The sequence below is a fragment of the Novosphingobium terrae genome (assembly GCF_017163935.1).
GTDB classification, from domain to species: domain Bacteria; phylum Pseudomonadota; class Alphaproteobacteria; order Sphingomonadales; family Sphingomonadaceae; genus Novosphingobium; species Novosphingobium terrae.
Genome location: NZ_JABVZR010000001.1, coordinates 3,287,905 through 3,311,003, shown reverse-complemented (window position 1 = coordinate 3,311,003; position 23,099 = coordinate 3,287,905). Strand labels below are relative to the sequence as shown.

20 protein-coding genes are annotated in these 23,099 nt (G+C 65.4%); 9 read left to right on the top strand and 11 right to left on the bottom strand.

The window, feature by feature from the left end:
* Nucleotides 1-954, bottom strand: coding sequence for an NAD(P)-dependent oxidoreductase (locus HGK27_RS14815; RefSeq protein ID WP_206241522.1), 954 nt, complete (start codon nt 952-954; stop codon nt 1-3).
* Between the two features lie 215 nt (nt 955-1,169).
* Here HGK27_RS14815 and HGK27_RS14810 point away from each other — a divergent pair, with 215 nt between their 5' ends.
* The 4 genes from HGK27_RS14810 (at nt 1,170) to HGK27_RS14795 (ending at nt 10,374) form a co-directional block, all read left to right on the top strand.
* A complete protein-coding gene (locus HGK27_RS14810; protein WP_241127391.1) occupies nt 1,170-2,381 on the top strand; it encodes a threonine ammonia-lyase in 1,212 nt (403 codons plus the stop codon).
* Nucleotides 2,382-2,826: 445 nt separating this feature from the next.
* Nucleotides 2,827-3,726, top strand: a complete 900-nt coding sequence (locus tag HGK27_RS14805) for an arginyltransferase (RefSeq protein ID WP_206241519.1) — start codon at nt 2,827-2,829, stop codon at nt 3,724-3,726.
* Nucleotides 3,659-6,097 (top strand): autotransporter assembly complex protein TamA, encoded by a 2,439-nt coding sequence (locus HGK27_RS14800; protein ID WP_241127193.1) that lies wholly within the window; start codon nt 3,659-3,661, stop codon nt 6,095-6,097. The genes HGK27_RS14805 and HGK27_RS14800 overlap by 68 nt, the downstream gene beginning before the upstream one ends.
* On the top strand, nt 6,097-10,374 hold the full coding sequence (locus tag HGK27_RS14795) for a translocation/assembly module TamB domain-containing protein (RefSeq protein WP_206241518.1): 4,278 nt from the start codon (nt 6,097-6,099) through the stop codon (nt 10,372-10,374). Before HGK27_RS14800 ends, HGK27_RS14795 begins: the two co-directional genes overlap by 1 nt.
* Before the next feature lie 203 nt (nt 10,375-10,577).
* On the opposite strand, the gene HGK27_RS14790 is transcribed toward HGK27_RS14795, so the two are convergent.
* From HGK27_RS14790 to HGK27_RS14760, 7 genes are all read right to left on the bottom strand, one after another.
* Entirely contained in the window at nt 10,578-11,087 is a 510-nt protein-coding gene (locus tag HGK27_RS14790) for a lysozyme (protein WP_206241517.1), read from the bottom strand.
* An 89-nt stretch (nt 11,088-11,176) separates the two neighbouring features.
* Nucleotides 11,177-11,335, bottom strand: coding sequence for a lmo0937 family membrane protein (locus HGK27_RS14785; RefSeq protein ID WP_206241516.1), 159 nt, complete (start codon nt 11,333-11,335; stop codon nt 11,177-11,179).
* Between the two features lie 166 nt (nt 11,336-11,501).
* Nucleotides 11,502-12,911, bottom strand: a complete 1,410-nt coding sequence (glnA, locus tag HGK27_RS14780; protein ID WP_206241515.1) for a type I glutamate--ammonia ligase — start codon at nt 12,909-12,911, stop codon at nt 11,502-11,504.
* 157 nt (nt 12,912-13,068) lie between these two features.
* Nucleotides 13,069-13,407, bottom strand: a complete 339-nt coding sequence (locus HGK27_RS14775) for a P-II family nitrogen regulator (protein WP_068090633.1) — start codon at nt 13,405-13,407, stop codon at nt 13,069-13,071.
* Nucleotides 13,408-13,868: 461 nt separating this feature from the next.
* A complete protein-coding gene (gene argC / locus HGK27_RS14770) occupies nt 13,869-14,795 on the bottom strand; it encodes an N-acetyl-gamma-glutamyl-phosphate reductase (RefSeq protein WP_206241513.1) in 927 nt (308 codons plus the stop codon).
* 2 nt (nt 14,796-14,797) lie between these two features.
* The gene (locus HGK27_RS14765) at nt 14,798-15,127 is read right to left on the bottom strand and encodes an SH3 domain-containing protein (RefSeq protein WP_241127192.1); all 330 of its coding nucleotides are present in this window, start codon (nt 15,125-15,127) and stop codon (nt 14,798-14,800) included.
* 82 nt (nt 15,128-15,209) lie between these two features.
* Nucleotides 15,210-16,640, bottom strand: coding sequence for a leucyl aminopeptidase family protein (locus HGK27_RS14760; protein WP_206241511.1), 1,431 nt, complete (start codon nt 16,638-16,640; stop codon nt 15,210-15,212).
* A 61-nt stretch (nt 16,641-16,701) separates the two neighbouring features.
* Here HGK27_RS14760 and HGK27_RS14755 point away from each other — a divergent pair, with 61 nt between their 5' ends.
* Both HGK27_RS14755 and map read left to right on the top strand, forming a co-directional pair.
* The gene (locus HGK27_RS14755; protein ID WP_241127190.1) at nt 16,702-17,460 is read left to right on the top strand and encodes a DUF4163 domain-containing protein; all 759 of its coding nucleotides are present in this window, start codon (nt 16,702-16,704) and stop codon (nt 17,458-17,460) included.
* Between the two features lie 49 nt (nt 17,461-17,509).
* Complete coding sequence (gene map, locus HGK27_RS14750; RefSeq protein WP_206241510.1) at nt 17,510-18,334, top strand: type I methionyl aminopeptidase; 825 nt, start codon at nt 17,510-17,512, stop codon at nt 18,332-18,334.
* A 256-nt stretch (nt 18,335-18,590) separates the two neighbouring features.
* Here the strand turns inward: map and HGK27_RS14745 are convergent, their stop codons facing one another.
* The 3 genes from HGK27_RS14745 to HGK27_RS14735 all read right to left on the bottom strand — a co-directional run bounded on the left by HGK27_RS14745 (nt 18,591) and on the right by HGK27_RS14735 (nt 20,824).
* Nucleotides 18,591-19,259 carry a heme exporter protein CcmB gene (locus HGK27_RS14745; RefSeq protein ID WP_206241508.1) on the bottom strand — a complete coding sequence of 223 codons (669 nt, stop codon included), beginning with the start codon at nt 19,257-19,259 and terminating at the stop codon, nt 18,591-18,593.
* Complete coding sequence (ccmA, locus tag HGK27_RS14740) at nt 19,256-19,864, bottom strand: heme ABC exporter ATP-binding protein CcmA (protein ID WP_206243238.1); 609 nt, start codon at nt 19,862-19,864, stop codon at nt 19,256-19,258. Before ccmA ends, HGK27_RS14745 begins: the two co-directional genes overlap by 4 nt.
* 342 nt (nt 19,865-20,206) lie before the next feature.
* Entirely contained in the window at nt 20,207-20,824 is a 618-nt protein-coding gene (locus tag HGK27_RS14735; protein ID WP_206241506.1) for a DNA-3-methyladenine glycosylase family protein, read from the bottom strand.
* Between the two features lie 151 nt (nt 20,825-20,975).
* Here HGK27_RS14735 and HGK27_RS14730 point away from each other — a divergent pair, with 151 nt between their 5' ends.
* From HGK27_RS14730 to HGK27_RS14720, 3 genes are all read left to right on the top strand, one after another.
* Complete coding sequence (locus HGK27_RS14730; protein ID WP_206241505.1) at nt 20,976-21,293, top strand: 2Fe-2S iron-sulfur cluster-binding protein; 318 nt, start codon at nt 20,976-20,978, stop codon at nt 21,291-21,293.
* 85 nt (nt 21,294-21,378) lie between these two features.
* On the top strand, nt 21,379-22,398 hold the full coding sequence (locus HGK27_RS14725; RefSeq protein WP_206243236.1) for a cysteine synthase A: 1,020 nt from the start codon (nt 21,379-21,381) through the stop codon (nt 22,396-22,398).
* Nucleotides 22,399-22,416: 18 nt separating this feature from the next.
* Nucleotides 22,417-22,773 carry a hypothetical protein gene (locus HGK27_RS14720; protein WP_206241503.1) on the top strand — a complete coding sequence of 119 codons (357 nt, stop codon included), beginning with the start codon at nt 22,417-22,419 and terminating at the stop codon, nt 22,771-22,773.
* The last annotated feature ends 326 nt before the right edge of the window (nt 22,774-23,099 follow it).

Here is a 23,099-nt window from a genome sequence, read left to right as displayed (position 1 = left end):
TTATCCCTTCTGCACGCCCCGGCGGGGCAGGCGGCGCACCAGCGCGGTGATGTCCTGACGGCCAGCGCCCATCGCCTGAAGATCGGCATAGAACTGGTCGATCAGCGCGGTGATTGGCAGCGAGAGGCCAAGCCCGCGCCCTTCATCCAGCGCCAGCCCCAGATCCTTGCGCATCAGATCGACGGTCAGGCCGAAATCGAACTCATCGCGCGCCATGGAGGTCCAGTGATTGTCCATCTGCCAGCTCTGCGCCGCGCCGCCGCTGATCGCTTCCAGCACGCGGTCAAGGTCGAGATGCTCGGCCTGCGCCAGACGCAAAGCTTCGGACAGGCCCGCCAGCACGCCGGTCATGCAGATCTGGTTGATCATCTTGGTGACCTGACCCGTGCCTGGCTTGCCGACATGCACGATGCGCCGCGCATAGGCGCTCATCACCGGGCGGGCTTCCTCCACGGCGGCGGGCTTGCCGCCGCACATCAGGGTGAGGGTACCTGCTTCGGCGCCGGGCTGGGCGCCGGTCATGGGCGCATCCACGCAATGCACCTCGCGGTCGCGCGCTTCCACCGCGATCTGGCGGGCGATGCGCGCCGAAGCGGTGGTGTGATCGATAAACAGCGCGCCGGGCCGCATCGAGCGCAGCAGGCCCTGCGGCCCCAGCACCACATCGGCCAGATCGTCATCATTGCCCACGCAGGTGATCACCACATCCGCGCCCACCGCGGCCTGCCCCGGGCTGCGCGCGGTGATCACCTGCAGCTCGGGGTTTTTCTCGCGCCAGGCGGCAATCTTGTCGGGTGAGCGGTTGTAGAGCGTCAGCGTATGGCCGGCCTGCGCCAGATGGCGGGCAATGGGCGATCCCATCACGCCCAGCCCCACCACCGAAATGCGGCGTGGCGGAGTCGTGGGCGGGGCAGCAGCCTGCTGGTCAGAGGTGGTGTCCTCGATCCCGCTCATGGCAAAGTCCCTTCTAGAAGCTCGGGGGTCGGCGATCTGATAGCGGCTTTTGCCGGAATGGGAACCATGGCCCAAGGGAAAATGCAGGCTTTCTTGCATGTTTTGCACATGCGGAAGTGCTTGAAGCGCGCCGCGCACAAGCGTAGGGCCCGGCGGTTATGACCGACACCGTCACCCATTCGCCCGAGGCTCCTCGCACCATCGCTCATCAGGACATGCGCCTGACGATCGAGGACATTCGCGCGGCGCAGATGCGAATTAGCGGGCATGTCGTTCGCACCGACATGGATCACTCGCGCACCCTGTCGGAAATCTGCGGCTGCAATGTGTGGCTGAAGTTCGAAAATCTGCAATTCACCGCCGCCTATAAGGAACGCGGCGCGCTCAATGCCCTTCTGCTTCTCACGCAAGAACAGCGCGAGCGCGGCGTGATCGCCGCCAGCGCCGGTAACCATGCGCAAGGCCTGTCGTATCACGGCACCCGCCTTGGCGTGCCCGTGACAATCGTGATGCCGCGCACCACCCCCACGGTGAAGGTGATGCAGACCGAGAGCGTGGGCGGCAAGGTGGTGCTGGAAGGCGAGACCTTTGACGACGCCTATGCCTTCGCCCGCAGCATGGAAAAGCAGCTGGGCCTGACCTTCGTCCACCCCTTCGACGAGCCTGCCGTGGCCGCTGGCCAAGGCACGGTCGCGCTGGAAATGCTGGAAGATGTGCCCGAGCTGGACATGCTGGTGATCCCCGTCGGCGGCGGCGGCCTTGCCAGCGGCATGGGCACGGCAGCCCGCGCCATCAAGCCCGACATCGGCCTGATCGGCGTGGAAGCCGAGCTGTTCCCCTCCATGTACAATGTGCTGAAGGGCGCGCACCTGCCCACCGGCGGCGATACGCTGGCCGAGGGCATTGCCGTGAAGGAGCCGGGCAAGTTCACCCAGAAGGTGCTGGCCGGGCTGCTCGATGACTTCGTGCTGGTGAACGAATCGGCGATGGAGCATGCGCTGGCCCTCCTGCTCCAGATCGAAAAGACTGTGGTGGAGGGCGCCGGTGCCGCTGGTCTCGCCGCCGTGCTTGAAAACCGCGAGATGTTTGCCGGGCGCAATGTTGGCATCGTCCTGTCGGGTGGCAACATCGATCAGCGTCTGCTGGCCAATGTGCTGCTGCGCGATCTGGCGCGTTCGGGCCGTCTCGCCCGTCTGCGTCTGGTGCTGCAGGACCGCCCTGGCGCGCTGTTCAAGGTGATGGAGGAGTTCGACCGCCATCAGGTCAACATCCTCGAAGTCTATCACCAGCGCATCTTCACCCACCTGCCCGCCAAGGGCCTGACCGCCGATATCGAATGCGAAGCACGCGATGGCGGGCAGATCGCGGCTTTGATCGCGGCTTTGCGGGCCAAGGGGTATGAGGTGAATCAGGCTGAGCCGAATTAAGGGGTAAAGGGAAAGTGCGAGGGGGTTACCCCCTCGCGCTCCCATAACGTCTTCCGGCGATAGGGCAGTGGCGCCGAAATGTTGCGCCCCGGCTCTCCACCTGCGTGCGTTAGGGCGCCCCAGGCTTTCAACTTCAGCATATCACTGGCTGCGGAAACACTGCCTGCGGCGCAGCGACGTTGCTCTGTGGCTGAACTCGAAGCACCAAGGCTGACAACACCCGGGAGCGCGAGGGTGTAACACCCTCGCATCTCTCTTTTTTCCTCTTCCCTGACCGTTAACTTTCTCACCGCCCAACCGTTCTGAAACGGAGCGATATGTCCAATTTGCGGGCGTTCTTTCCGAAAGCGTGGTTAAGGGTCTTTCGCCCTTTCACGCGATTGGGCATACTCGTTGCTTGGAGGGGAGCATTGCCCCGGAACAACAGGATCGCGAGCGAGCAACCGTGACGGCACCCGTGCGTTTCCCCCGATTTTTCGTGACCAGCCCGGCGCCGTGTCCGTATCTGGCCGGGCGGCAGGAGCGCAAGGTCTTCACCGAGCTGAAGGGCCCCCATGCCGATGCGCTGAACGATGCGCTGGGCCGAATCGGGTTCCGCCGCAGTCAGACGGTGGCCTATCGCCCCAGCTGTGCCGATTGCGCGGCTTGCGTTTCGGTTCGGGTTGTCTCGCAGGAGTTCCAGCCGTCCTCCACGCAGAAGCGTAACCTCAAGCGTAATTCCGATCTGGTGGCGACGGTTTGCCATCCCTGGTCCACCGCCGAGCAATTCGCCTTACTCCAGCGTTATTTGGCCGCGCGGCACCCCGGTGGCGGCATGGCGACGATGGATGAAGTCGATTTTGCCGATATGGTGGAACATACGCCGGTCACCAGCTATGTGATCGAATACAGGGAGCCTTGCGAGGACGGGGGAACGGGTCGATTGGTCGGCGCGTGCCTTACGGATCGACAGGGCGACGGGTTGTCGATGATTTACTCCTTCTACGACCCGGAACATGCGACACGGACCGGGCTTGGCAATTATATCATCCTCGATCACATCCGCCGCGCCGCCCAGGACGACCTGCCCTTCGTGTATCTGGGCTATTGGGTCGAAGGGTCGGAGCGGATGCAGTACAAGGTGCGCTATCGCCCGCTTGAGCGGCTGGGCCGTGATGGCTGGCGCCGCATGTCTGCGCAAGAACAGGACCAGCTTATTTCCGACACGGCCGGGCAGGGCGGCAAGCGCGATGGCGGCCTTCCCGCCAAGGACGGCAGTGTGGAGCCACGATCTGTCGATGCCATGCGGGCCGACACTATGCCTTCGCTCGACCAGTCAGGCTTTTCCTCTTTCGATTCGTTCTGATGCGGGGCGAATCAGTCCGCGTGGATGGCTGCTGCAAGGCGCGCTGACGGGCGGCATCGTTCTGCTGTTGCTGGCCGGCGCGGCGCGCCCGGCCATGGCTCAGGATCAGGCACCGACCGGGGAGCCTGCCGCTGCGGTGCCGGTGAAGCCTGCTGCCCCGGCGCCTGCGCAAACGGCCCCTGCTGCTGCTCCTGCCGCCGCCGAAACCACCCTCGACAATGCCGACGCCGAACTGCGCGCCCTGATCCCAGACAGCGCCCGTGCCAAGCCGGAGGATTGGGCCCGTCAGCCGCCTGCGGCGCCTGCCAGCACGCAGCCCTCCGCCGGAACTGGCAGTGATGTGCTGCCTCAGAGCGATACGCCGCTCAGCGCGACCTCGCCGCTGGCCGATCTGCCGGGCTTCTCGCTCGATTGGCCCCGGCCCGATCTGCAACTGCCGCCGCTCGACAGCCTGTCGGAGGAGACCGAGGCCGTCTCCGCCCTGGCCGAGCTGACGAAAAAGGAGGAGGAGGTCGTCCCGCCCCCGGTGCCTGTGGACCGCGATGCTCGCAGCCTGCGCCGCGCCGAACAGGCCCATTACACGCTGGCCTGGTCCGCCGCGATCCCCGAGCGGGCGGCGTTGGAAGTCCGTTTCCACGAGCTTTCCGCTCTGGCCACCCCCGATCCCAAGCCGGAGAAGGGCAAGAAGCCCGATCCCAAGAATCCGGACCAGGAACTGCCGCAACTCGCCGTGCGCGCCACCACCGACCGTGAGCTGCTGGAGCGCCTGCTGCGCGTCTACGGCTATTACGATGGCGAGGTGATCCAGAGCATCGGCACCATCACCCCGGGCGAGGCGGCGGCGGGCGTGGTGCCGATGGTGGCCTTCAACATCATCCCGGGCACGCGCTATCGCTTTGGGGAGGTCTCGACCGGCCATCTGGCCGATACGGGCAAGGATTTTCCCGGCCTGCGCCAGTCGCTGGGGATCAAGACCGGCGATCCGCTGCATGCCGATGCCATCCCCGAAGGCATCACCAGCCTGCAGACCGCGCTGGGCGAGGCGGGCTATCCCTTCGCCAAGGTCGGCGCCCCCGAACTGACGGTGGACCACACGCGCGAGGCAGGCGACCTTGCGCTGGAGGTCACCCCCGAAGGGCAGTATCATTTCGGCCGGATCATCAGCGGCAGCCCGCGTTTCCTGTCCTCGGGCCACTTGCAGGACATTGCCCGCTTCAAGCCGGGCCAGCTCTGGCGCCGCAGCGAGGTTGAGGATTTCCGCCGCGCCGTGCTGGCCACCGGTCTGGTCTCCAGCGTTACCGTCACGCCGCAGGTGGAGGCCAAGCCGCAGCCCGACGCGATCGGCATCGTCAACACGCAGGTGGCGATGACGCCCGCGCCGCTGCACACCATCTCGGGCGAGATCGGCTATGACACCGCCGAAGGCTTCCGTCTCGCCACCAGTTGGGAGCATCGCAACCTCTTCCCGCCCGAGGGCATGCTGCGCCTGCGCGGCATCGCGGGCACGCATGAGCAGATGGCGGGCGTCACCTTCCGCCGCTCCAATTTCCTTGGTCGCGACCGGCTGCTGACGGTCGATCTCTATGCCGACAATGCCACGCTGACCGCCTATGCCGCGCGCAAGGTGGCCTTCGCCGCCACCTATGAGCGGCAGACGACGCTGCTGTTCCAGAAGCCATGGGTCTGGTCGCTGGGGCTGCAGTCGGAAATCTCCGATGAGCGCGAGGGCGTGCCCAGCGGCATCACCACGGGCCGCACGCAATACATCACCACCGCGCTGCCCTTGCGCGCGGCCTTCGATGCCACCGACAATTTGCTCGATCCGCACAAGGGCTGGCGCGCCTCGCTGCGTTTTTCGCCGGAAATCTCCTTCGCGCGCGGCGACCGGGCGACCTATGCGGTGATTCAGGGCGATGCCAGCGCTTACCAGCGGGTGAGCAAGGGCGTGGTGCTGGCCGGGCGCATTCGCCTTGGCTCGATCACGGCGGGCGATCTCAACGATGTGGCGCCCTCGCGGCGCTTCTATGCGGGCGGCGGCGCCTCGATCCGTGGCTATGGCTATGAGCTGGTCGGCCCGCGCAACGATCTGGGCGAGCCCAAGGGCGGGCGCGGGCTGTATGAGGTTTCGCTGGAGGCGCGCGTCGATACGCCCTGGTTCGGCGGAGGCTTCCAGCTGGTGCCCTTCCTCGATGGCGGCGGTGTGGACCCGCAGGTCTTGCCCGGCTTCCGCGATATGCGTTACGGCGCGGGCATGGGCGTGCGCTACAAGACCAGCTTCGGGCCGATCCGCCTCGACATCGGCACGCCGCTCAACCCGCGTCAAGGCGATGGGCCGGTGGCGATTGCCGTGGCGCTGGGTCAGGCCTTCTGATGGCGGATGAGGTGCCAGAGGTTCCGGCAGAGGACAGCGCTGTGGCGGCCAGGCCGCGCCGCAAGTGGTGGCCGATTCCCTTGCGCATCTGGCTGAAATATCTGCTTGGCCTGCCGCTGGGCTTTGTGGCGGCGCTGGCTTTGGCGGTGATGGTGCTGGACAGCTCCATTGGCCACCGTTTGCTGGCCGATCTGCTGGCCCAGATCACCTTCGACAATGGGTTGAAGGTGGAGATCGCCCGCATCGAGGGCTCGGTCTATGGCAATGCGCGGCTCTCGGGCGTGGTGCTGCGCGATCCGCGCGGGGTGTTTCTGCGCATTCCTTCGGTGGAACTCGACTGGCGCCCGCTCGACTGGTGGAAGAGCGGGCTCGATATCCGCCGTCTGGCGATCCGGCGCGGCACGCTTTCGCGCGTACCCCATTTTATCGACACCGGCCCCAGCAACCCGCGCTGGCCGGACCGCGATCTGCGCATCGACCAACTGAGCATCGAACGCCTGACCGTGGCCAAGGAGGTGCTGGGCAGCGAAAGGCGTGTCGATCTGCGCGCTTCGGCCAGGCTGTCGCGCGCCTCGGCCTATCTGGCCATCAAGGGACGGCTGGGCGGCGGCGACCGGCTCGATGCGCTGGTGGACATCGACAAGAACCGCAACCGGCTCGATCTGGCGCTGGATTATGCCGCGCCGCGTGGAGGCCTGCTGGCTGCGCTCACCGATTCGACCATGGACCGCAGCGCCCATATTCGCGGGCGCGGCACATGGAGCAGCTGGGATGGCGATCTGACCGCCACGCAGGGCACCAGACGCATCGCGGCGCTCAATCTGGCGGCGCGGCAGGGGCTCTATACGCTGGGTGGGAAGCTGTGGACCGATCCGCTGCTCTCGGTTGAAGATCAGGCGCGGATCGGGCCCGAGGTGGCGTTGAAGGTGCAGGGCCGTCTGGACGAGCGCATGCTGACCGGCACCGCTTCGGCCCAGAGCGCGAAGCTGGCGATCAATGCCAAGGGCGGGGCGGATATCGCCGGGCGCGCCTTCCGCCATCTGGCCATCGAGGTGACAGGCCGCGCGCCCTTGCCGCTGGACAAGGATACGACGCTGAAAGGCGCCCATCTCGACCTGCTGCTCGATGGCGAGGCGCCCACCATGTCGGCCGAGTGGAAGCTGGTGACGCAAGGCCTGCAGATCGATGATGTGCTGATCGCCGGGCTTGCCGCGCAGGGCAAGGCCAAGCGCGAGGGGGCCAAGGGCTGGCGCAGCCCGGTCGATCTGGCGGCCTCGCGTGTTGTTACCGATGACGATGATCTCAATGCGCAGCTGGTGCGCGGGCGTGCGGCGGGCGTGCTGACCCTGCAGGGCAAGGTGCTGCAAGGGCAGGATCTTGAGATGCGCTTCGCCCATGCGGCGCTGCGCTTTGCGCTGGATCGCCGCCCCGGCGACGGCATCAAGCTGACCGGACAGGCGCGGCTGCATGGCTGGCCGGTGCAGGGCATCGGCGCGGCGGATGCCACCGGAAATCTGAAGCTGGTGATCCCGCCCGGCGCCCCGCCATGGCGCTTGACCGGGCCGGTCAAGGGCGTGGTGCCGCATCTGACCGGCAGCGCTCTCAACAAGATCTTTGGCGAAAGCGCCAATTTCGCGGGGCAGGTCGAGGCCGGGCCGCATCACCATCTGGTGCTGACGCGCGGCACTTTGACCGCGCCCCTGGCCACGGCCAGCTTTTCCGGCCAGCGTGGCGAGGATGGCCGTCTGGCCCTGACCGGGCAGGGCAGCCATGAGCAATATGGTTCCTTCACCGCGCAGGTGCAGTTTGGCGGCAAACAAGGCGTGGCAGCGGAGACCGGCCTTGCCGTGCAGGTCCATCTGGCCGATCCCTATCCCGATGCCGGGGTCAGGGATGTGCAACTGGCGCTGCGCCAGCAGGGCGAGGATCAGTACAGCATCGATGTGAACGGCCAGTCGGCGCTGGGGCCGTTTTCCGGCCTGCTGGCACTGGATGCATCAGGGCAGGGATCGAAGCTGTCGCTGCGGCGCATGACCATCTCCCAGACCACGCTGAGCGGCGATCTGGCGCTGGGTGATGCGGGCGCTCAGGGTGATATTGCGCTCAATGGCGGCGGGGTGACCGGCACGCTGAAGCTGGCGCCCAAAGATGCGCAGGCCAATGGGCAGGGCGTCGATCTGGCGCTGACCTTGAAGAATGCGCGCTTCGGGCAGGATCAGCCGCTTTCCATCGCCAATGGTCGGGTCACCGCCAATGGGCTGGTGCTGCGTGGCCATACCACCATCGGCGTCGATGTGGCGGCGCAGGGCATCGGCAAGGGGCGGCTCTTTATCGGCAAGATGGATGCCCATGCCAGGCTGACCGACGGCTCGGGCCGGGTGACGGCCAACATTGGCGGCCGGCGCGGCAGCAGCTTCGATCTCAACCTGCTGGCCGATGTCGGGCCGGGGAAGGTGGCGCTGATCGCGGGCGGCACCTTTGCCGGGCAGCGCATTGCCATGCCGCGCCGGGCCGTGTTCACCTCGCAAAGCCGCGCGGACGGCACCGGCAACGGCTGGCAACTGGCGCCCAGTCAGATCGACTATGCCGGTGGCCGCGTGGTGGCGCAGGGCACCTTCGGCAATGGCGCCTCTGAAATGAAGATCGGCATGGTCGATATGCCGCTCTCGCTGGGCGATATCGTGATTGCCGATCTGGGGCTGGGCGGGAAGGTCTCGGGCAATCTGTCATGGCACCGCGCGCGCGAAGGCCTGCCCGGCGCCGAGGGCACGCTGGCCATCAAGGGGCTGACGCGTTCGGGCCTGTCGCTGACATCCCGCCCCATCGATCTGGCGGTGGTGGGCGCGCTGCGCGGCGATGTGCTGGAGGCGCGCGCTGTCGCCAGCGAGGATGGTCAGGTGCGGGGCCGCCTGCAAACCCGCATCGACCAGATGAGCCCCGAGGGTGACCTCGAAAACCGCCTGCTCCATGGGCGGCTGGTGGGCCAGATGCGCTATGGCGGGCCTGCTGACGCGCTGTGGCGCCTGATGGCGCTCGATGCCTTCGACCTCACCGGGCCGATCGATATCGCCGCCGACATCACCGGCACCCTTTCCGATCCGCGCATTCGCGGCTCGCTGGCGGGCAACAGCCTGCGCCTGCAAAGCGCGGTGACCGGCACCGACATTCGCCAGATCGTGGCGCGCGGCAATTTTGCCGGAGCGCGGCTGACCCTCACCAGCCTCTCGGGTCAGACGGCCAATGGCGGCAGCGTGGTGGGCAGCGGGGCGGTGGATTTCGTCTCCATGGGGCCGGTGGCGGGCGGCGGCAATCGCGGCGCCTCGATCGATCTCAAACTGGCAGGCAACCACGCGCAATTCATCAACCGCAGCGATCTGGCGCTGGTCGCCACCGGCCCCCTGCGCATCATGTCCGACGGGCTGAGCGGCACGCTGGCCGGGCGCCTGACCATCGATGGCGCGCGTTGGCGACTGGGTCAGGCCGCCGCCGCTTCGGGCCTGCCGCAGATCGCCACCAAAGAGATCAACCGCCGCGCCGATGTCGCCCCGGCCACGCAGCATGACATGCCCTGGCGCTTGCTGGTGGATGCCGCGGGCCCCGGCAACATCCGCATGGTCGGCATGGGTCTGGACAGCCGCTGGGGCGCCAACATTCGCTTGCGCGGTTCGCTCGACAACCCCGCCATCGCGGGCGAGGCGCGCATGGTCGAGGGCATCTATGAGTTCGCGGGCAAGCGCTTCGAGCTGTCACGCGGGTTGATCACCTTCGACGGTTCAGCGCCGCCCGATCCGCATCTGGATATGGTGGCTAGCTCTTCGGTTTCGGGCGTTACTGCCAGCGTCAATGTGCGCGGCACGGCGAACCATCCGGATATCGCCTTTTCCTCGGTGCCTGCCCTGCCGGAAGAGGAGGTGTTGTCCCGCCTGCTGTTCGGCAATTCGATCACGCAGATTTCCGCGCCGGAAGCGGTGCAGTTGGGCGCGGCTCTGGCGGCTCTGCATGGCGGTGGCGGCGTGGACCCGATCAACAAGCTGCGCCGGGCGATTGGTTTGGACCGTTTGCGCATCGTTTCCGCCGATGTGACCACCGGCCAGCAGACGGGCGTGGCGGCTGGCAAGTATCTGACGCATCACGTCTATGCCGAGCTGGTTTCGGACGGGAAGGGCTATTCGGCGACCAATCTGGAGTTCCGGATCACGAACTGGCTGGCTCTGTTGGGCAGTGCTTCCACGATCGGGCGGCAGAGTGTGAACGCTCGGGCGAGTAAGGATTATTAAAAGGGAAAGGCGAGGGGATTATCCCCTCGCGCTCCCATGAATGTCTACGGCGCGCCAAAGGTTCGGCCATAGAGCAACGTCGCAGCGCCGCAGGCTTTAAGGCCGCTGCGCGGCCGGGCCTTTATGAGCGAGCGTGGTCGTGAAACTAGCCTCTCGTCGGAAGACGTTCCGGGGGTGCAGGGGGTGTAACACCCCCTGCTTCATCACTTTTCTTTCTGCCCATAGAGCAAGGCCTCCGCAGCGCGACGCTTGGTCAGCCCCGCCATCACCTGCCCCGCCGCCTTGTTCCAGCGCGCGAACTGCGCCTGAGCGGCAGCGTGATCGCCCGCGATATGCCGGGCCAGCAAGGTCGATCCCGCCAGATTGCGAATGCCGATGTTGTACCCCAGCGCCACCAGCGCATCGAACTGGTTCTGACTGGTGGTGCCAAGGCCCAGAAGCCCGGCAATGCGGGTGGCGAAGGTGCTGGCATCACGCAAGAAGCGCGCATCGCATTGCGCCTGTGTCCAGACGGTGCCCTGCGCGATATCGGGACCGGTCGAGCCCCAGCCGATGGTCCATGGGGCGCCGCCGGTGGCAGGATCGGGATAGGCGGCGAAGGTGCCGTCCGGGCGGCGGCGGGCGCAGCCTTCGAAGCGCTTGATCAAGGCGAGGCCCGCAGCGCCAAGCGTGCGGGCCCCAAAAGCCGGATTGTCAGCGGAAAGCGAAGCCATAGGTGTCTCCCTCAAGGGTGGGAGAGCACCATCTATCGCAAGGCGCGGGGCGTAGGACAGCGTGTCCGTCAGCCCCGCGCGCGATGCGGTCAGGCCGAGGCGTCGCGCTTGTTGCCGGTGAAGAAGTGGATGATGATCGATGCCACCGCGAAAAGCAGCAGCAGGTGGATGAGGCCGCTGGTGACGTGAAGCACCACGAAGGAGATCAGCCACGCGAGGACGAGAATACCGAAGAGACCGAGAAACATGAGCATGCTCCTGTTTTAAACCTGTGTGGTCTGGAATGCACAGGCAGGGCGAATGTTTCATACGGTGGATCGAGGTACAGAAAAGCCCGGCGGAAGCGCTGCTTCCACCGGGCCGATCCTGCGTTGATGCAGAGTGCCGGGCGGCGTGATGCCGCACGGCGCTTGATCAGGCGCTGTAGTACATGTCGAATTCGACAGCCGAAGGGGTCGTTTCCCAACGGAACACTTCGGGCCACTTCAGTTCGAGATACGAATCGATCTGGTCCTTGGTGAACACGCCGCCTTCCAGCAGGAAGTCATGGTCGGCGTTCAGGGCGTCGAGAGCCTCACGCAGCGAACCGCACACGGTGGGAACCTCGGCCAGCTCCTCGGGGGGCAGATCGTACAGGTTCTTGTCCATGGCGTCGCCGGGGTGGATCTTGTTCTTGATGCCGTCCAGACCGGCCATCAGCAGCGCCGAGTAGCACAGGTAGGGGTTGGCCATCGCGTCGGGGAAGCGGAATTCCACGCGCTTGGCCTTCGAACCGGCGCCGTAAGGGATGCGGCACGAAGCCGAACGGTTGCGAGCCGAATAGGCCAGCAGCACGGGGGCTTCATAACCGGGCACCAGGCGCTTGTAGCTGTTGGTGGTGGGGTTGGTGAAGGCGTTCAGGGCCTTGGCGTGCTTGATGACGCCGCCAATGAAGTACAGGCACATTTCCGACAGGCCGGCGTAGCCGTTGCCGGCGAACAGCGGGTTGCCCTTGTCCCAGATCGAGATGTGGGTGTGCATGCCGCTGCCGTTGTCAGCCTTGATGGGCTTGGGCATGAAGGTGGCCGTCTTGCCATAGGCATGGGCAACCTGATGCACGACATACTTGTAGACCTGCATGCGGTCGGCGGTCTGCGTCAGCGTGCCGAAGGTCAGACCCAGCTCGTGCTGAGCCGAGGCCACTTCGTGGTGGTGCTTGTCACAGGGCAGGCCCATGGCCAGCATGGTCGAGACCATTTCGCCGCGCACGTCGACCAGGCTGTCAACGGGGGCGACGGGGAAGTAGCCACCCTTGGCGCGCGGACGGTGCGCCATGTTGCCGCCTTCATAGGCCTTGTTCGAGTTGGTGGGCAGCTCGATGTCGTCGATCGAGAAGCCGTTGCCGTTGTAGCCGTCGTAGAAGCGCACGTCGTCGAAGACGAAGAATTCGGCTTCGGGGCCGACGTAGACGGTGTCACCGATGCCGGTGGTCTTCACGAAGGCTTCGGCGCGCTTGGCGGTCGAACGCGGGTCACGGGCATACAGCTCGCCGGTCGAGGGCTCGACGATGTCGCAGACCACGATCAGCATCGGGGTGGCCGAGAAGGGATCGACGTAGATGGCGTCGAGGTCGGGCTTGAGGATCATGTCCGACTCGTTGATGGCCTTCCAGCCCTCGATCGAGGAACCGTCGAACATCAGGCCGTTTTCCAGCTCGTCTTCACCCAGGACCGAGGCGACCATGGTCAGGTGCTGCCACTTGCCCTTGGGGTCGGTGAAGCGAAGATCGACCCACTCGATTTCCTCATCCTTGATCTGCTGAAGGATGTCCGATGCAGTAGCCATTACCGTTGTTCTCCGAAGATGATCCACTGGCCCGGAGGCCAAGCGGATGAAGGGGTAATCATAATGCGTGGCGCACCAGCCCGGACCCCGGGACGGGTTGTTGCGCCGGGAGAGCCACCCTTACGCCCCCTGAGCCGGGCGCGGGATGGCAAAAGCGTTAGATGGCGGCGTCGTCACGCTCACCGGTGCGGATGCGCAGGGCGCTGTCCACGGTCATGACGAAGATCTTGCCGTCGCCGATGCGGCCGGTCTGCGCGGCGCCCGCGATGGCTTCCACCACGCGTTCGGCCAGCGCATCGGCCACCACGACTTCCAGCTTCACCTTGGGCAGGAAGTCCACGACATATTCGGCGCCGCGATACAGTTCCGTGTGGCCCTTCTGGCGGCCAAAGCCCTTGGCCTCGGTCACGGTGATGCCCGAAACGCCGACCTCGTGAAGCGCTTCCTTCACTTCGTCGAGCTTGAAGGGCTTGATGATCGCCTCGATCTTTTTCACGCCTGAAACATCCTTTGTTCAGCGAAGCGACAGCAAGGCACGAAGCCCCGCCACACTTCCCCATGGGTAGCGACCCTTACCCGGTTTGCGGCCCGGGTTCGGGCAGGAGAGCGGGTGGCCGCTCATCCCTTACACCCCGGCATCTGATCTATCGGTAACGATCTATCAAGTTTCGTGCCAAGGCCGGTAACAAATGGATAGGGCAAAGCGGCGCTGAGGAAAACCGGATAATCAGGGTGAAATGGCACTTCGCCGCGAATTGCTGGGGATGGTGAGGCGGGTGAGTGACACGCTTTGGGCAGGGCTGTTCAAATTTCAGGCAAGGTGTGCCGCAAATTTGTGCATGGGTGCTTTTTGGGCGCCATGAGGGGTGAACACATGCCTTATTGCACCTTTCGCATGCAAAAGGCCGGCGAATCACTTCGCCGGCCCCTTATGGCATATGAAGATGGTAAACCCGGTTACAGAGCGAGGCCTGCGCTCTCATCCAGACCGGCCATCAGGTTCAGGCTCTGCACGGCAGCGCCGCTGGCGCCCTTGCCCAGATTGTCCAGCACGGCGACCAGACGCGCCTGCGTGCCTTCCATGCCGCCGAAGACGAACAGCTCCAGCTTGTCGCTGGGCGCGGTCGAGCGGCGCAGCAGCAGTTCGGCGGGGGTGTCATTGGTGTTGACCGAGACCACCGGGCTACCGGCATAGAAATCCACCAGAGCGGCGCGGAGGGCCTCGGGGCTGCCCGCACCCTGCATGGCGTAAAGCGGCAGCGGCACCTCGACCACCATGCCGCGATGCGCCGGGATCACGCTGGGCGCGAACACAGGGGCGTGAGCCAGCCCGGCATAGCGGGTCATCTCGGGCACATGCTTGTGGCCCAGCGCCAGACCATAGGTGCGGAACGCGATGTCGGTGTCGTCTTCGAAGCGCTCGATCAGGCCCTTGCCGCCGCCCGAATAGCCCGACACGGCGTTGACGGTGTAAGGGAAGTCGGCAGGCAGCAGCCCGGCGCGCACCAGCGGGGCGATCAGACCGATAAAGCCAGTGGGATAGCAGCCCGGATTGGCGACGCGGGTGGCATTGGCCACGGCCTCGCGCCCGACGATCTCGGGGAAGCCATAGGTCCAGCCATCGGCCACGCGATGGGCGGTGGAGGCATCGATGATCCGCACCTTGCTGCCTTCGGCCATGGCGACAGCCTCGATCGCGGCATCGTCATGCAGGCAGAGCACCGCGAAATCGGCGGCGTGTAGCGCCTCCTTGCGTGCGGCGGAATCCTTGCGTCGTGCATCATCGAGGATGATCAGCGAAAATTCGCTGCGTCCGCCTAGCCGGTCGGCGATTTCCAGCCCGGTGGTGCCGGCGGCACCGTCGATGAAAACAGTCTGCGTCAAATCTAGGCCTCCAATTGAGTCAGCGTGATATACCCTACGATGCCGCCGCCCGTCACCTCACCCCAGGCATGGCTGCCCGCGATGTCCAGCACGTCGAAACCGGCGCCCGGCTCCAGCGTGGCCAGAGCCTCGCCGCCGGGCGTCTTCATCAGCGTGGCGCCCTGGGCGCCGCTGCGATAGGTGATAGGCTCAACATAATGCGGAACGAAGACAGTCCCGGCCAGACGAATATGCGCCAGATCGCCGCGCACCGGCAGACGCGTGGCGTCCAGCTTGTCCACCGGGCCCGAGAGGGCGAAGCTAGCGCCCAGATAAATGCCATCCGTCTTCATCAACACGCCTGAACTCAACCCCGATCCGTCAAAGCGGGGGCGCATAGCGGTAACATGGGATTTTCGCAAGTTTGGGTGAGGATCAGCTTTTAAAACGCGCCTGAAGCATGGCCCATGCCGCGCGCAGGCCCAGCGCCTCGCCGCCCTTGGGGCGACCGGGCTTGGGGCTGGGGCGCCAGGCGAAGGTGTCGAAATGGGCCCAGTCGATGCCGTCGCCCACAAAGCGGTCGAGGAATAGACCGGCCACGCTGGCCCCGGCAAAGCCATTGGCGGGCGAGTTGTTGAGATCGGCAATGTCCGATTTCAGCCATTCGCGATAGGCATCGGGCAGGGGCAGGCGCCAGACCGGATCGTCAATGGCCAGACCGCCATCGATCAGGGCCTGAGCGGTGGCATCCTGCCGCGTCATCAGCGCGGGCAGATCGGGGCCGAGCGCCACGCGCGCCGCGCCGGTCAGCGTTGCGAAATCGATGATGAGGTCTGGCTTGAACTCGCTGGCACGGTGGAGGGCATCGGCCAGGATCAGTCGGCCTTCGGCATCGGTGTTGCCGATCTCGATGGTCAGGCCCTTGCGGCTTTTCAGCACGTCGCCGGGGCGGAAGGCATTGCCCGCAATGGCATTTTCCACCGCCGGGATCAGCAGATGCAGCCGCACCTTCAGCCCGGCCTGCATCACCAGCTGCGCCAGAGCGATGGCATGGGCCGCGCCGCCCATATCCTTCTTCATCAGCAGCATGCCCGCGGCAGGCTTGATGTCCAGACCGCCCGAATCGAAGCACACCCCCTTGCCGACGATGGCCAGACGGGGGGCCTTTTCATCGCCCCATTCCAGCTCGATCAGGCGCGGGGCATGGCTGCGCGCGGCGGCGCGACCGACCATATGGACGCAGGGGTACTCATGCTCCAGCGCCTCGCCGCGAGTCACCCGGACCTGGGCGCGGAACTGCTTGGCCAGCAGCTCGACCTCATGCTCCAGCTCGGCGGGCCCCATATGCTCCGGGCCGGTGTTGACCAGATCGCGCACCAGCGAGACCGCATCGGCCTGCGCCAGAGCTTGCGCGATGGGCTTCACCTCGCCGGTCAGCAGGATGCGCGGGCCTTCGGGCTTGGCATCGGCGCGGTAACGGTCGAAGCGGTATTGCCCCAGCGCCCAGCCGATAAAGGCGCGCGCGGCGCGGGTTTCTGCCCCCTTGGGCAGCGCCAGCCGGTAAGACCCGGCGGGCAAGGTTTCGGCCAGCCGCGCAAGGCACCAGCTTGTCAGGGCCACCAGAGAAGAAACGCCCGCCGCCACGGCCCAGCTATCGCCATCGGGGATGATCGCCTGCGATCCGGCCTCACCCTTGAATTTGGCGCCCGTCAGGGCCGCGCGCTGGGCGGCATTCAGACCCTTCGCCCAGCCATCGAAGCCGGTCTTATCAATCAGATGGATGGTGATCGCGGCCTGCCCACGGTCCGGCTGGACCAGTTCGGGCGTGGGGGACTCGGCGGGGCTGGTGGCGGCATGTTTGCTCATGTATCGCATTCTATCCGGGCAAGGGCGGGCAAGTCCAGCCATGCGGATCAGGAGATTGACGATGCGGGTCTGGCAGGCACTTGCGATGGGCGCGATCACGGCGTGCCTTGCAGCATCCACAGGCCTTGCGGCGCCTGCGAAAATCCTGCCGCCGGGGCGCTCGATCAGCATCGCCAATCCGCTCTACAGCTTCGATTACGAATATCCCGCTGCCGCCGGTCGCATTCCGGCCTTGAAGGCATGGCTGGACAAGGATGCCGCCAACCACCGTAGCAACATCGCCGGGCAGGCGAAGGATGCCCGCGACGAGGCCCGTAAGGACAAGATCACCTACATCAGCTATGATTCCAGCACCGGCTGGCAGGTGGTGACCGATCTGCCGGGCTGGCTCAGCCTGTCGGGCATGGAAGAAGAGTTCACCGGCGGCGCTCACCCCAACCACGGTCCCACCGCCCTGCTGTGGAACAAGAAGGCGGGCAGACAGGTGAAGGCGCTCGACATGTTCGACACCGCAGCCCTCTCTGCGGCCATTCAGGCGCCTTTCTGCGCGGCGCTCAACAAGGAGCGCGAGGAACGGCGCGGCGAACCCGTCAAGCCCGACAGCACCGATGATTTCGACGCCTGCATCGATCCGCTGAAAGAGGTGCTGATCCTGGGCAGCGCGGACCACGCCCATTTCACCCGCATCGGCATCCTGATCGGCCCCTATGAGGCCGGCCCCTATGCCGAGGGCGATTATGACATCACCCTGAAGGTGACGCCCGAGGTGCTGGCCGCTGTGAAACCGGCGTGGCGCTCTGCCTTTGCCGTAAGCCGGTAGGCTTTTGTGGTACTCGCTTTTTAACACATCGTTTGGTAAAGCGGTGCCCATGAACCGCTACCAATATGTCGACGCCGCCACGACCCCTCTGCGTGACGGCACCATCAAGCTGCACGGCCCCGAAGGCTTCGAGGGGATGCGCAAGGCCGGTCGCCTCGCGGCGGAAATCCTCGATGCGCTGGCGCCCATCGTGGTGCCGGGTGTCACCACCGGCCAGCTCGACGATGTGGTGCGCCAGATGACTCTGGATGCTGGCGCGGTGCCCGCGACTCTGGGCTATCGCGGTTACGCGCACAGCTGCTGCACCTCGATCAACAATGTGATCTGCCACGGCATTCCCGGCGATCGCGTGCTGAAAGATGGCGATATCATCAACATCGACGTGACCCCGCTGCTCGACGGCTGGCACGGCGACACCAGCCGCATGTACCTCGTCGGCGATGTGCCGCTGAAGGCGCGCCGTCTGGTCGATGTGACCTACGAATGCCTGATGATTGGCGTGAACATGGCCAAGCCGGGCGTGACTCTGGGCGACATTGGCTATGCCATCCAGCGCCACGCCGAAGCACACCGCTATGGCGTGGTGCGCGACTTCTGCGGCCACGGCGTGGGCCGCCTGTTCCACGATTCGCCCGAGGTGGTGCATGTCGGCACGCCCGGCACCGGGCCTGAGCTGCGCGAGGGTATGTTCTTCACCATCGAGCCCATGATCAACCTCGGCAAGCCCGGCGTGAAGATGATGGATGACGGCTGGACGGCCGTGACGCGGGATCGGTCCCTGTCGGCGCAGTTTGAGCATTCGATCGGGATTACCGCTGACGGGTGCGAGATCTTCACGGAGTCGCCGAAGGGGCTGCATAAGCCGCCTTATTGAGGTTTGAAGTAAGGAAGATGCGAGGGGGTTACCCCCTCGCGCTCCCATTCCGTCTTCCGACGCACGGGCAGTGGCGCCCTATCGTTGTGCGCAGACTATCTACTTGCGTGAGGCAAGGCGCCGCAGGCTCTCAATCTGTTAGCACTGTGTTGGGACTATCTGCCTGCGGCGCTGCGACGTTGCTCTATGGCTGAACCCGTAGGGCCCACGCAGACATTAAAGGGAGCGCGAGGGCGATGGCCCTCGCATTTCCTTTTTATCTTCCAGCCCTGATCGCCCCGGCCCCGGCAAAAGGCGCCAAAGCCACCAGCACCAGACTGGCCGCTCCGCACAGGGCGATGCCGCTTCCGCCGCCGCTGGCCAGAGCGCCCGCGCCGAAGATCAGGATCGGCACCGCCAGAGGGATCACCAGCAGCCCGGCCAGCGCGGCGCCGCCTTTAAGACCCGCCGTGATCGCAGCGACCATCACGCCCAAAGCCGCCAAACCCGGTGTACCCGCCAGCAGGCCCAGTTCCACCATACCCAGTTGCGCGCCGTCGAGGCCCAGCAGCGCTCCGGCGGGCAGGGTGGCCAGCATCAGCGCGGGGGCGAAGCTGAGCCAGTGGGCGATCACGCGCATGGCGATCACGCCTTCCTCGGCGATGCCGCGCAGGGCCCATTGGTCGAAGAAGCCCATCTCGATGTCGGGTTCGACAAGGCGGTCGAGCGGGAGGATGGCGGCCAGCAGCGCGGCGACCCAGATCACCCCGCCGCCCACGCGGGCGAGCAGGCGCGGATCGGGCCCGACGGCGAAGGGGAAGATGATGGCGACAGCGAGGAAGAACAGGATGGGCAGGGCGATGCCGCTGCCAAGCGCGCCGCCATGGGCGCCGCGCAGCAGGCGGGCGAGGTCGCGGCGCAGGATGGCGAGGAGGGCGCCGGTCACAGGGCGTAATCCGCGATGTTCAGGCGCTTTTCGCCCGGCAGGCGGATGGGCTGGTGTGAGGTGACGATGGCGCTGCCGCCTTGCGCGCAGTGTTCGGCCACAAGCTCTTCGATCAGGGCGACGCCCGCCACATCGAGGCCGTTAAGCGGCTCGTCCAGCAGCCAGTTCTGCGCGTTCTGGCCGATCAGCCTCGCCAGCGCGGCGCGCTTCTTCTGGCCGGTGGAGAGGTAGCGCACGGGCACATCGAGCAGCGTGTCCAGCCCGAGCCGTTCCAGCGGCAAGTCGCGCGGGCCATCGATGCCACGCCAGAAGGCGAGCGCCTTGCCCAGCGGTTGCGCAGGGTCGAGCGCGGGGCGTTCATCGGCCAGTGCGATGGTGCCTTCCCACGCAATGCTGCCAGCCTTGGCCGGATCGCGCGGCGACAGGCTGGGGGAGGGGCGCAGCAGCCCCGCCAGCATTCGCATCAGCGAGGTTTTACCCGCGCCGTTGGGGCCTGTCAGATGCAGCGCCTCGCCCTGTTCCAGCCTGAGGTCGAGGCCGTGGAACAGCCAGCGGTCGCCCCGGCGGCAGGACAGTTCCCAGGCAATAAGGGCAGCGGTTTGCATCATGGAGGCGATAGGGGATGAAAAAGAGATAGAAAAGGAAAGATGCGAGGGGGGTACGGGCTGCCGCCTCGCGCCGACTTTCATGCCTTCGATGCGACGGGTGGGGCGCGGGTCGTACCCCCTCGCGCTCCCATGACGTCTTCCGACGAAGGGGCAGTGGCGCACGATCGTTGCGCCCCGCCTATGCACCTGCGCCACCTAAAGCGCCGCAGGCTCTAAAATTGCCAAGACTATCTGCCTGCGGCGCTGCGACGTTGCTCTATGGCTGAACCCGTGGCGCGCGGTAGACATTCATGGGAGCGCGAGGGTGTAACACCCTAGCATTTCTCTTCTTAAATCCCCTTACAAAGCCGCATTGTTATAGCAGTGCCATGTAAAAATCGCCGCTGCCCCACGATAAGGCCGCCACCCTTCCGCCAATTCGCGAGTCAGCTTTTCGCTCGGGCGCTCTTCCATGCTCAAGAGCTTGCCCAGCCCCACCTGCACCGCCAGATCACCGGCAGGCCAGATGTCTGCGCGGCCTTCCGCGAACAGCAGGTAGATCTCGGCGGACCAGCGGCCGATGCCCTTGATCTGCGTCAGCAGCGTGATGGCCTCCTCATCGTCGGCGGGCAGGGCATCGAAATCGACCTCACCGGCCAGCACCAGCTCGCACAGTGAGCGTGCATAGCTCTGCTTCTGCCGAGACAGCCCGCAGGCCCGCAGCGCATCGAAATCGGCGGCCAGCAGCAGGTCTGGCGGAATATCCTCGCCCAAAGTGCCCGTCAGCTTGGTCCACATGGAGGAGGCCGCCGCCACGCTCACCTGCTGGCCCACGATGGTGCGTAGCATGGTGGCATAGCCGCGGTTGCGGATGCGCGGCTCGGGATAGCCGACGCGGGTGATGGCTTCGCCGATGGCGGGGGTTTTGGCGGCGATGGCGTCCAGCCCGGTGCGGATGGCGGCGGCACTCAGGCCCATGATCGTTTTCCTATAAGGCATATGACGGGATCGATGGTGCCCGCCATTGCAAATAACCGGGCCAGCCTTTAGCAGCGGCTCGAATTTGTCGCCATACCGGCCCGGTTTCCTGCGCAAGAGTGGCGGCGCCATCATGAGGGAAGTCTGAAACATGCCCAAGATCACGGTCGTCGGCCAGAGTGGTGACACGCGCGAGATCGAAGCCACCGTCGGCACCACGCTGATGGAAGCGATTCGCGACAATGGTTTCGATGAGATGCTGGCGCTGTGCGGCGGCTGCTGCTCCTGCGCGACGTGCCATGTGTTTGTCGATGCCGCTTTTGCCGACAAGCTGCCGCCCGTCAGCGCCGACGAGGACGATCTGCTGGACAGCAGCGATGAGCGCAACGCCACCTCGCGCTTGTCGTGCCAGCTGCCGATCACCGAGGATCTGGACGGCCTGACCGTCACCATCGCGCCCGAGGGCTGACAGGGCAGGGGGCCCAGCCATGCTTTAGCCGGGCAAAGCGCAATTCGTTTGCGCTGGCCCGCGCGGGCTTCTAGCCATGGCCACCATGACTGCAACGCCCCCCGTTCCGCCCGTTCAATCCTCCACGCTCGATCTGATCGGCAACACGCCGCTGGTGCTTCTGAAGGGCCCCAGCGAGGCGGCGGGCTGCGAGATCTGGGGCAAGTGCGAATTCGCCAACCCGGGGCAGAGCGTGAAGGATCGCGCCGCTTTGTGGATTGTGCGCGATGCCGAGGCGCGCGGCATTTTGAAGCCCGGCGGCACCATTGTGGAGGGCACGGCGGGCAACACCGGCATCGGTCTGGCGCTGGTGGCCAATGCGCTGGGCTACAAGACGATCATCGTCATGCCCGAGACGCAATCGCGGGAAAAGATGGACACGCTGCGCGCGCTGCGGGCCGAGCTGGTGCTGGTGCCGGCGGCGCCCTTCAGCAATCCGGGCCATTTCGTGCATACCTCGCGCCGTCTGGCCGAGGAGACGGAGGGTGCGATCTGGGCCAACCAGTTCGACAACATCGCCAACCGCAAGGCGCATATCGAATCGACCGCGCCGGAAATCTGGGCACAGATGGATGGCCGCATCGATGGCTTCACCTGCGCGGCGGGCACCGGCGGCACGCTGGCGGGCACCGGCATGGGCCTGAAGGCCTTCGATGAAAACATCACCATCGCCCTGACCGACCCACATGGTGCCGCGCTCTACAATTACTTCGCCTGCGGAGAGCTGAAGGCCGAGGGCAACAGCGTGGCCGAGGGCATCGGTCAGGCGCGCATCACCGCCAATCTGGATGGCGCTCCGGTGGACACGCAGTTCCGCATTTCGGATGCCGAAGGTCTGGTCTGGGTGGAGAAGCTGCTGGCCGATGAAGGTCTGGCGCTGGGTCTGTCGAGCGGGATCAATGTGGCAGGCGCGGTGGCGCTGGGTCGCCAGCTGGTGGCGCAAGGCCGCAAGGATGTCCGCGTGGCGACCATCCTGTGTGACACGGGTTTCCGCTATCTTTCCACGCTGTTCAATCGGAACTGGTTGGAAGCGAAGGGCTTACCGGTCTTCCCCTGGCTGTCATAATGATGTAAACAGGGTTTAATGACCCTCGGTTCGCACATCTCCATCGCTGCTGGAGCGCCTGTGGCGGGAACCCCGCTCGAAGGCGTGACGCCGCAACTCGCGGTGAGTTCCTCGCCGCGCGAATTGCGATCTCAGGCGATGCAGCGGCTGCAGGTCGGGCTGTTCGGTCTGGCGCTGATGCTGCTGCTGGTGGGGCTGGCCAACATCATCATGGACCATGCTAAGGCGAATGAGGCGGCGATGGCGGCCTCCAGCAAGGCTGTGATGACCAACAGCGGCGGGGCGGCGGGCAACACCGATCCGCTGGCCGATATCAGCATGATGCCCGATACTGCGGCCAAGGTGCATCCTGCGCCCCATCCCGCCGGGCATTGATCCTCTGTCTGCCCATCTTGTGCCGGGCTGTCTTCTAGTGGCCTGACACGTTCGGCCTTCTCCAGATTCCATGGCTTTTGCAGGCGCTCCGACTCGATCGGCGCGCCTTTTTTTTATGCGCGCGAATCACCATGCATTTCGGATCGGGGAAAATGCGGGAAGTCTTGGGGAAAGCCCGGATCGGCCTATGGGAAGATGCGGGTATGGATGCATTCATCCTTGTAAAATGGCGCTTTTTCAGCCTGCTTCATGCCGTCGTGGTTTCTCTGCGGGGTGTTATGGTAAGTTTTTGGTTATCATGCTTTCCCCGCATTTTCAAAAATATC

What these genes read in the sequence shown, in the direction of transcription:
- HGK27_RS14795 (WP_206241518.1), top strand. Translation starts at nt 6,097, where the DNA reads ATGGCGGATGAGGTGCCAGAGGTTCCGGCAGAGGACAGCGCTGTGGCG.
- HGK27_RS14765 (WP_241127192.1), bottom strand. Translation starts at nt 15,127, where the DNA reads ATGAAGACGGATGGCATTTATCTGGGCGCTAGCTTCGCCCTCTCGGGC.
- HGK27_RS14735 (WP_206241506.1), bottom strand. Translation starts at nt 20,824, where the DNA reads ATGGGCCTGAGTGCCGCCGCCATCCGCACCGGGCTGGACGCCATCGCC.
- HGK27_RS14800 (WP_241127193.1), top strand. Translation starts at nt 3,659, where the DNA reads ATGCCATGCGGGCCGACACTATGCCTTCGCTCGACCAGTCAGGCTTTT.
- HGK27_RS14725 (WP_206243236.1), top strand. Translation starts at nt 21,379, where the DNA reads ATGACTGCAACGCCCCCCGTTCCGCCCGTTCAATCCTCCACGCTCGAT.
- ccmA (WP_206243238.1), bottom strand. Translation starts at nt 19,864, where the DNA reads ATGCAAACCGCTGCCCTTATTGCCTGGGAACTGTCCTGCCGCCGGGGC.
- HGK27_RS14720 (WP_206241503.1), top strand. Translation starts at nt 22,417, where the DNA reads ATGACCCTCGGTTCGCACATCTCCATCGCTGCTGGAGCGCCTGTGGCG.
- HGK27_RS14760 (WP_206241511.1), bottom strand. Translation starts at nt 16,640, where the DNA reads ATGAGCAAACATGCCGCCACCAGCCCCGCCGAGTCCCCCACGCCCGAA.
- HGK27_RS14810 (WP_241127391.1), top strand. Translation starts at nt 1,170, where the DNA reads ATGCGCCTGACGATCGAGGACATTCGCGCGGCGCAGATGCGAATTAGC.
- HGK27_RS14755 (WP_241127190.1), top strand. Translation starts at nt 16,702, where the DNA reads ATGCGGGTCTGGCAGGCACTTGCGATGGGCGCGATCACGGCGTGCCTT.
- HGK27_RS14730 (WP_206241505.1), top strand. Translation starts at nt 20,976, where the DNA reads ATGCCCAAGATCACGGTCGTCGGCCAGAGTGGTGACACGCGCGAGATC.
- HGK27_RS14790 (WP_206241517.1), bottom strand. Translation starts at nt 11,087, where the DNA reads ATGGCTTCGCTTTCCGCTGACAATCCGGCTTTTGGGGCCCGCACGCTT.
- HGK27_RS14815 (WP_206241522.1), bottom strand. Translation starts at nt 954, where the DNA reads ATGAGCGGGATCGAGGACACCACCTCTGACCAGCAGGCTGCTGCCCCG.
- HGK27_RS14785 (WP_206241516.1), bottom strand. Translation starts at nt 11,335, where the DNA reads ATGTTTCTCGGTCTCTTCGGTATTCTCGTCCTCGCGTGGCTGATCTCC.
- map (WP_206241510.1), top strand. Translation starts at nt 17,510, where the DNA reads ATGAACCGCTACCAATATGTCGACGCCGCCACGACCCCTCTGCGTGAC.
- glnA (WP_206241515.1), bottom strand. Translation starts at nt 12,911, where the DNA reads ATGGCTACTGCATCGGACATCCTTCAGCAGATCAAGGATGAGGAAATC.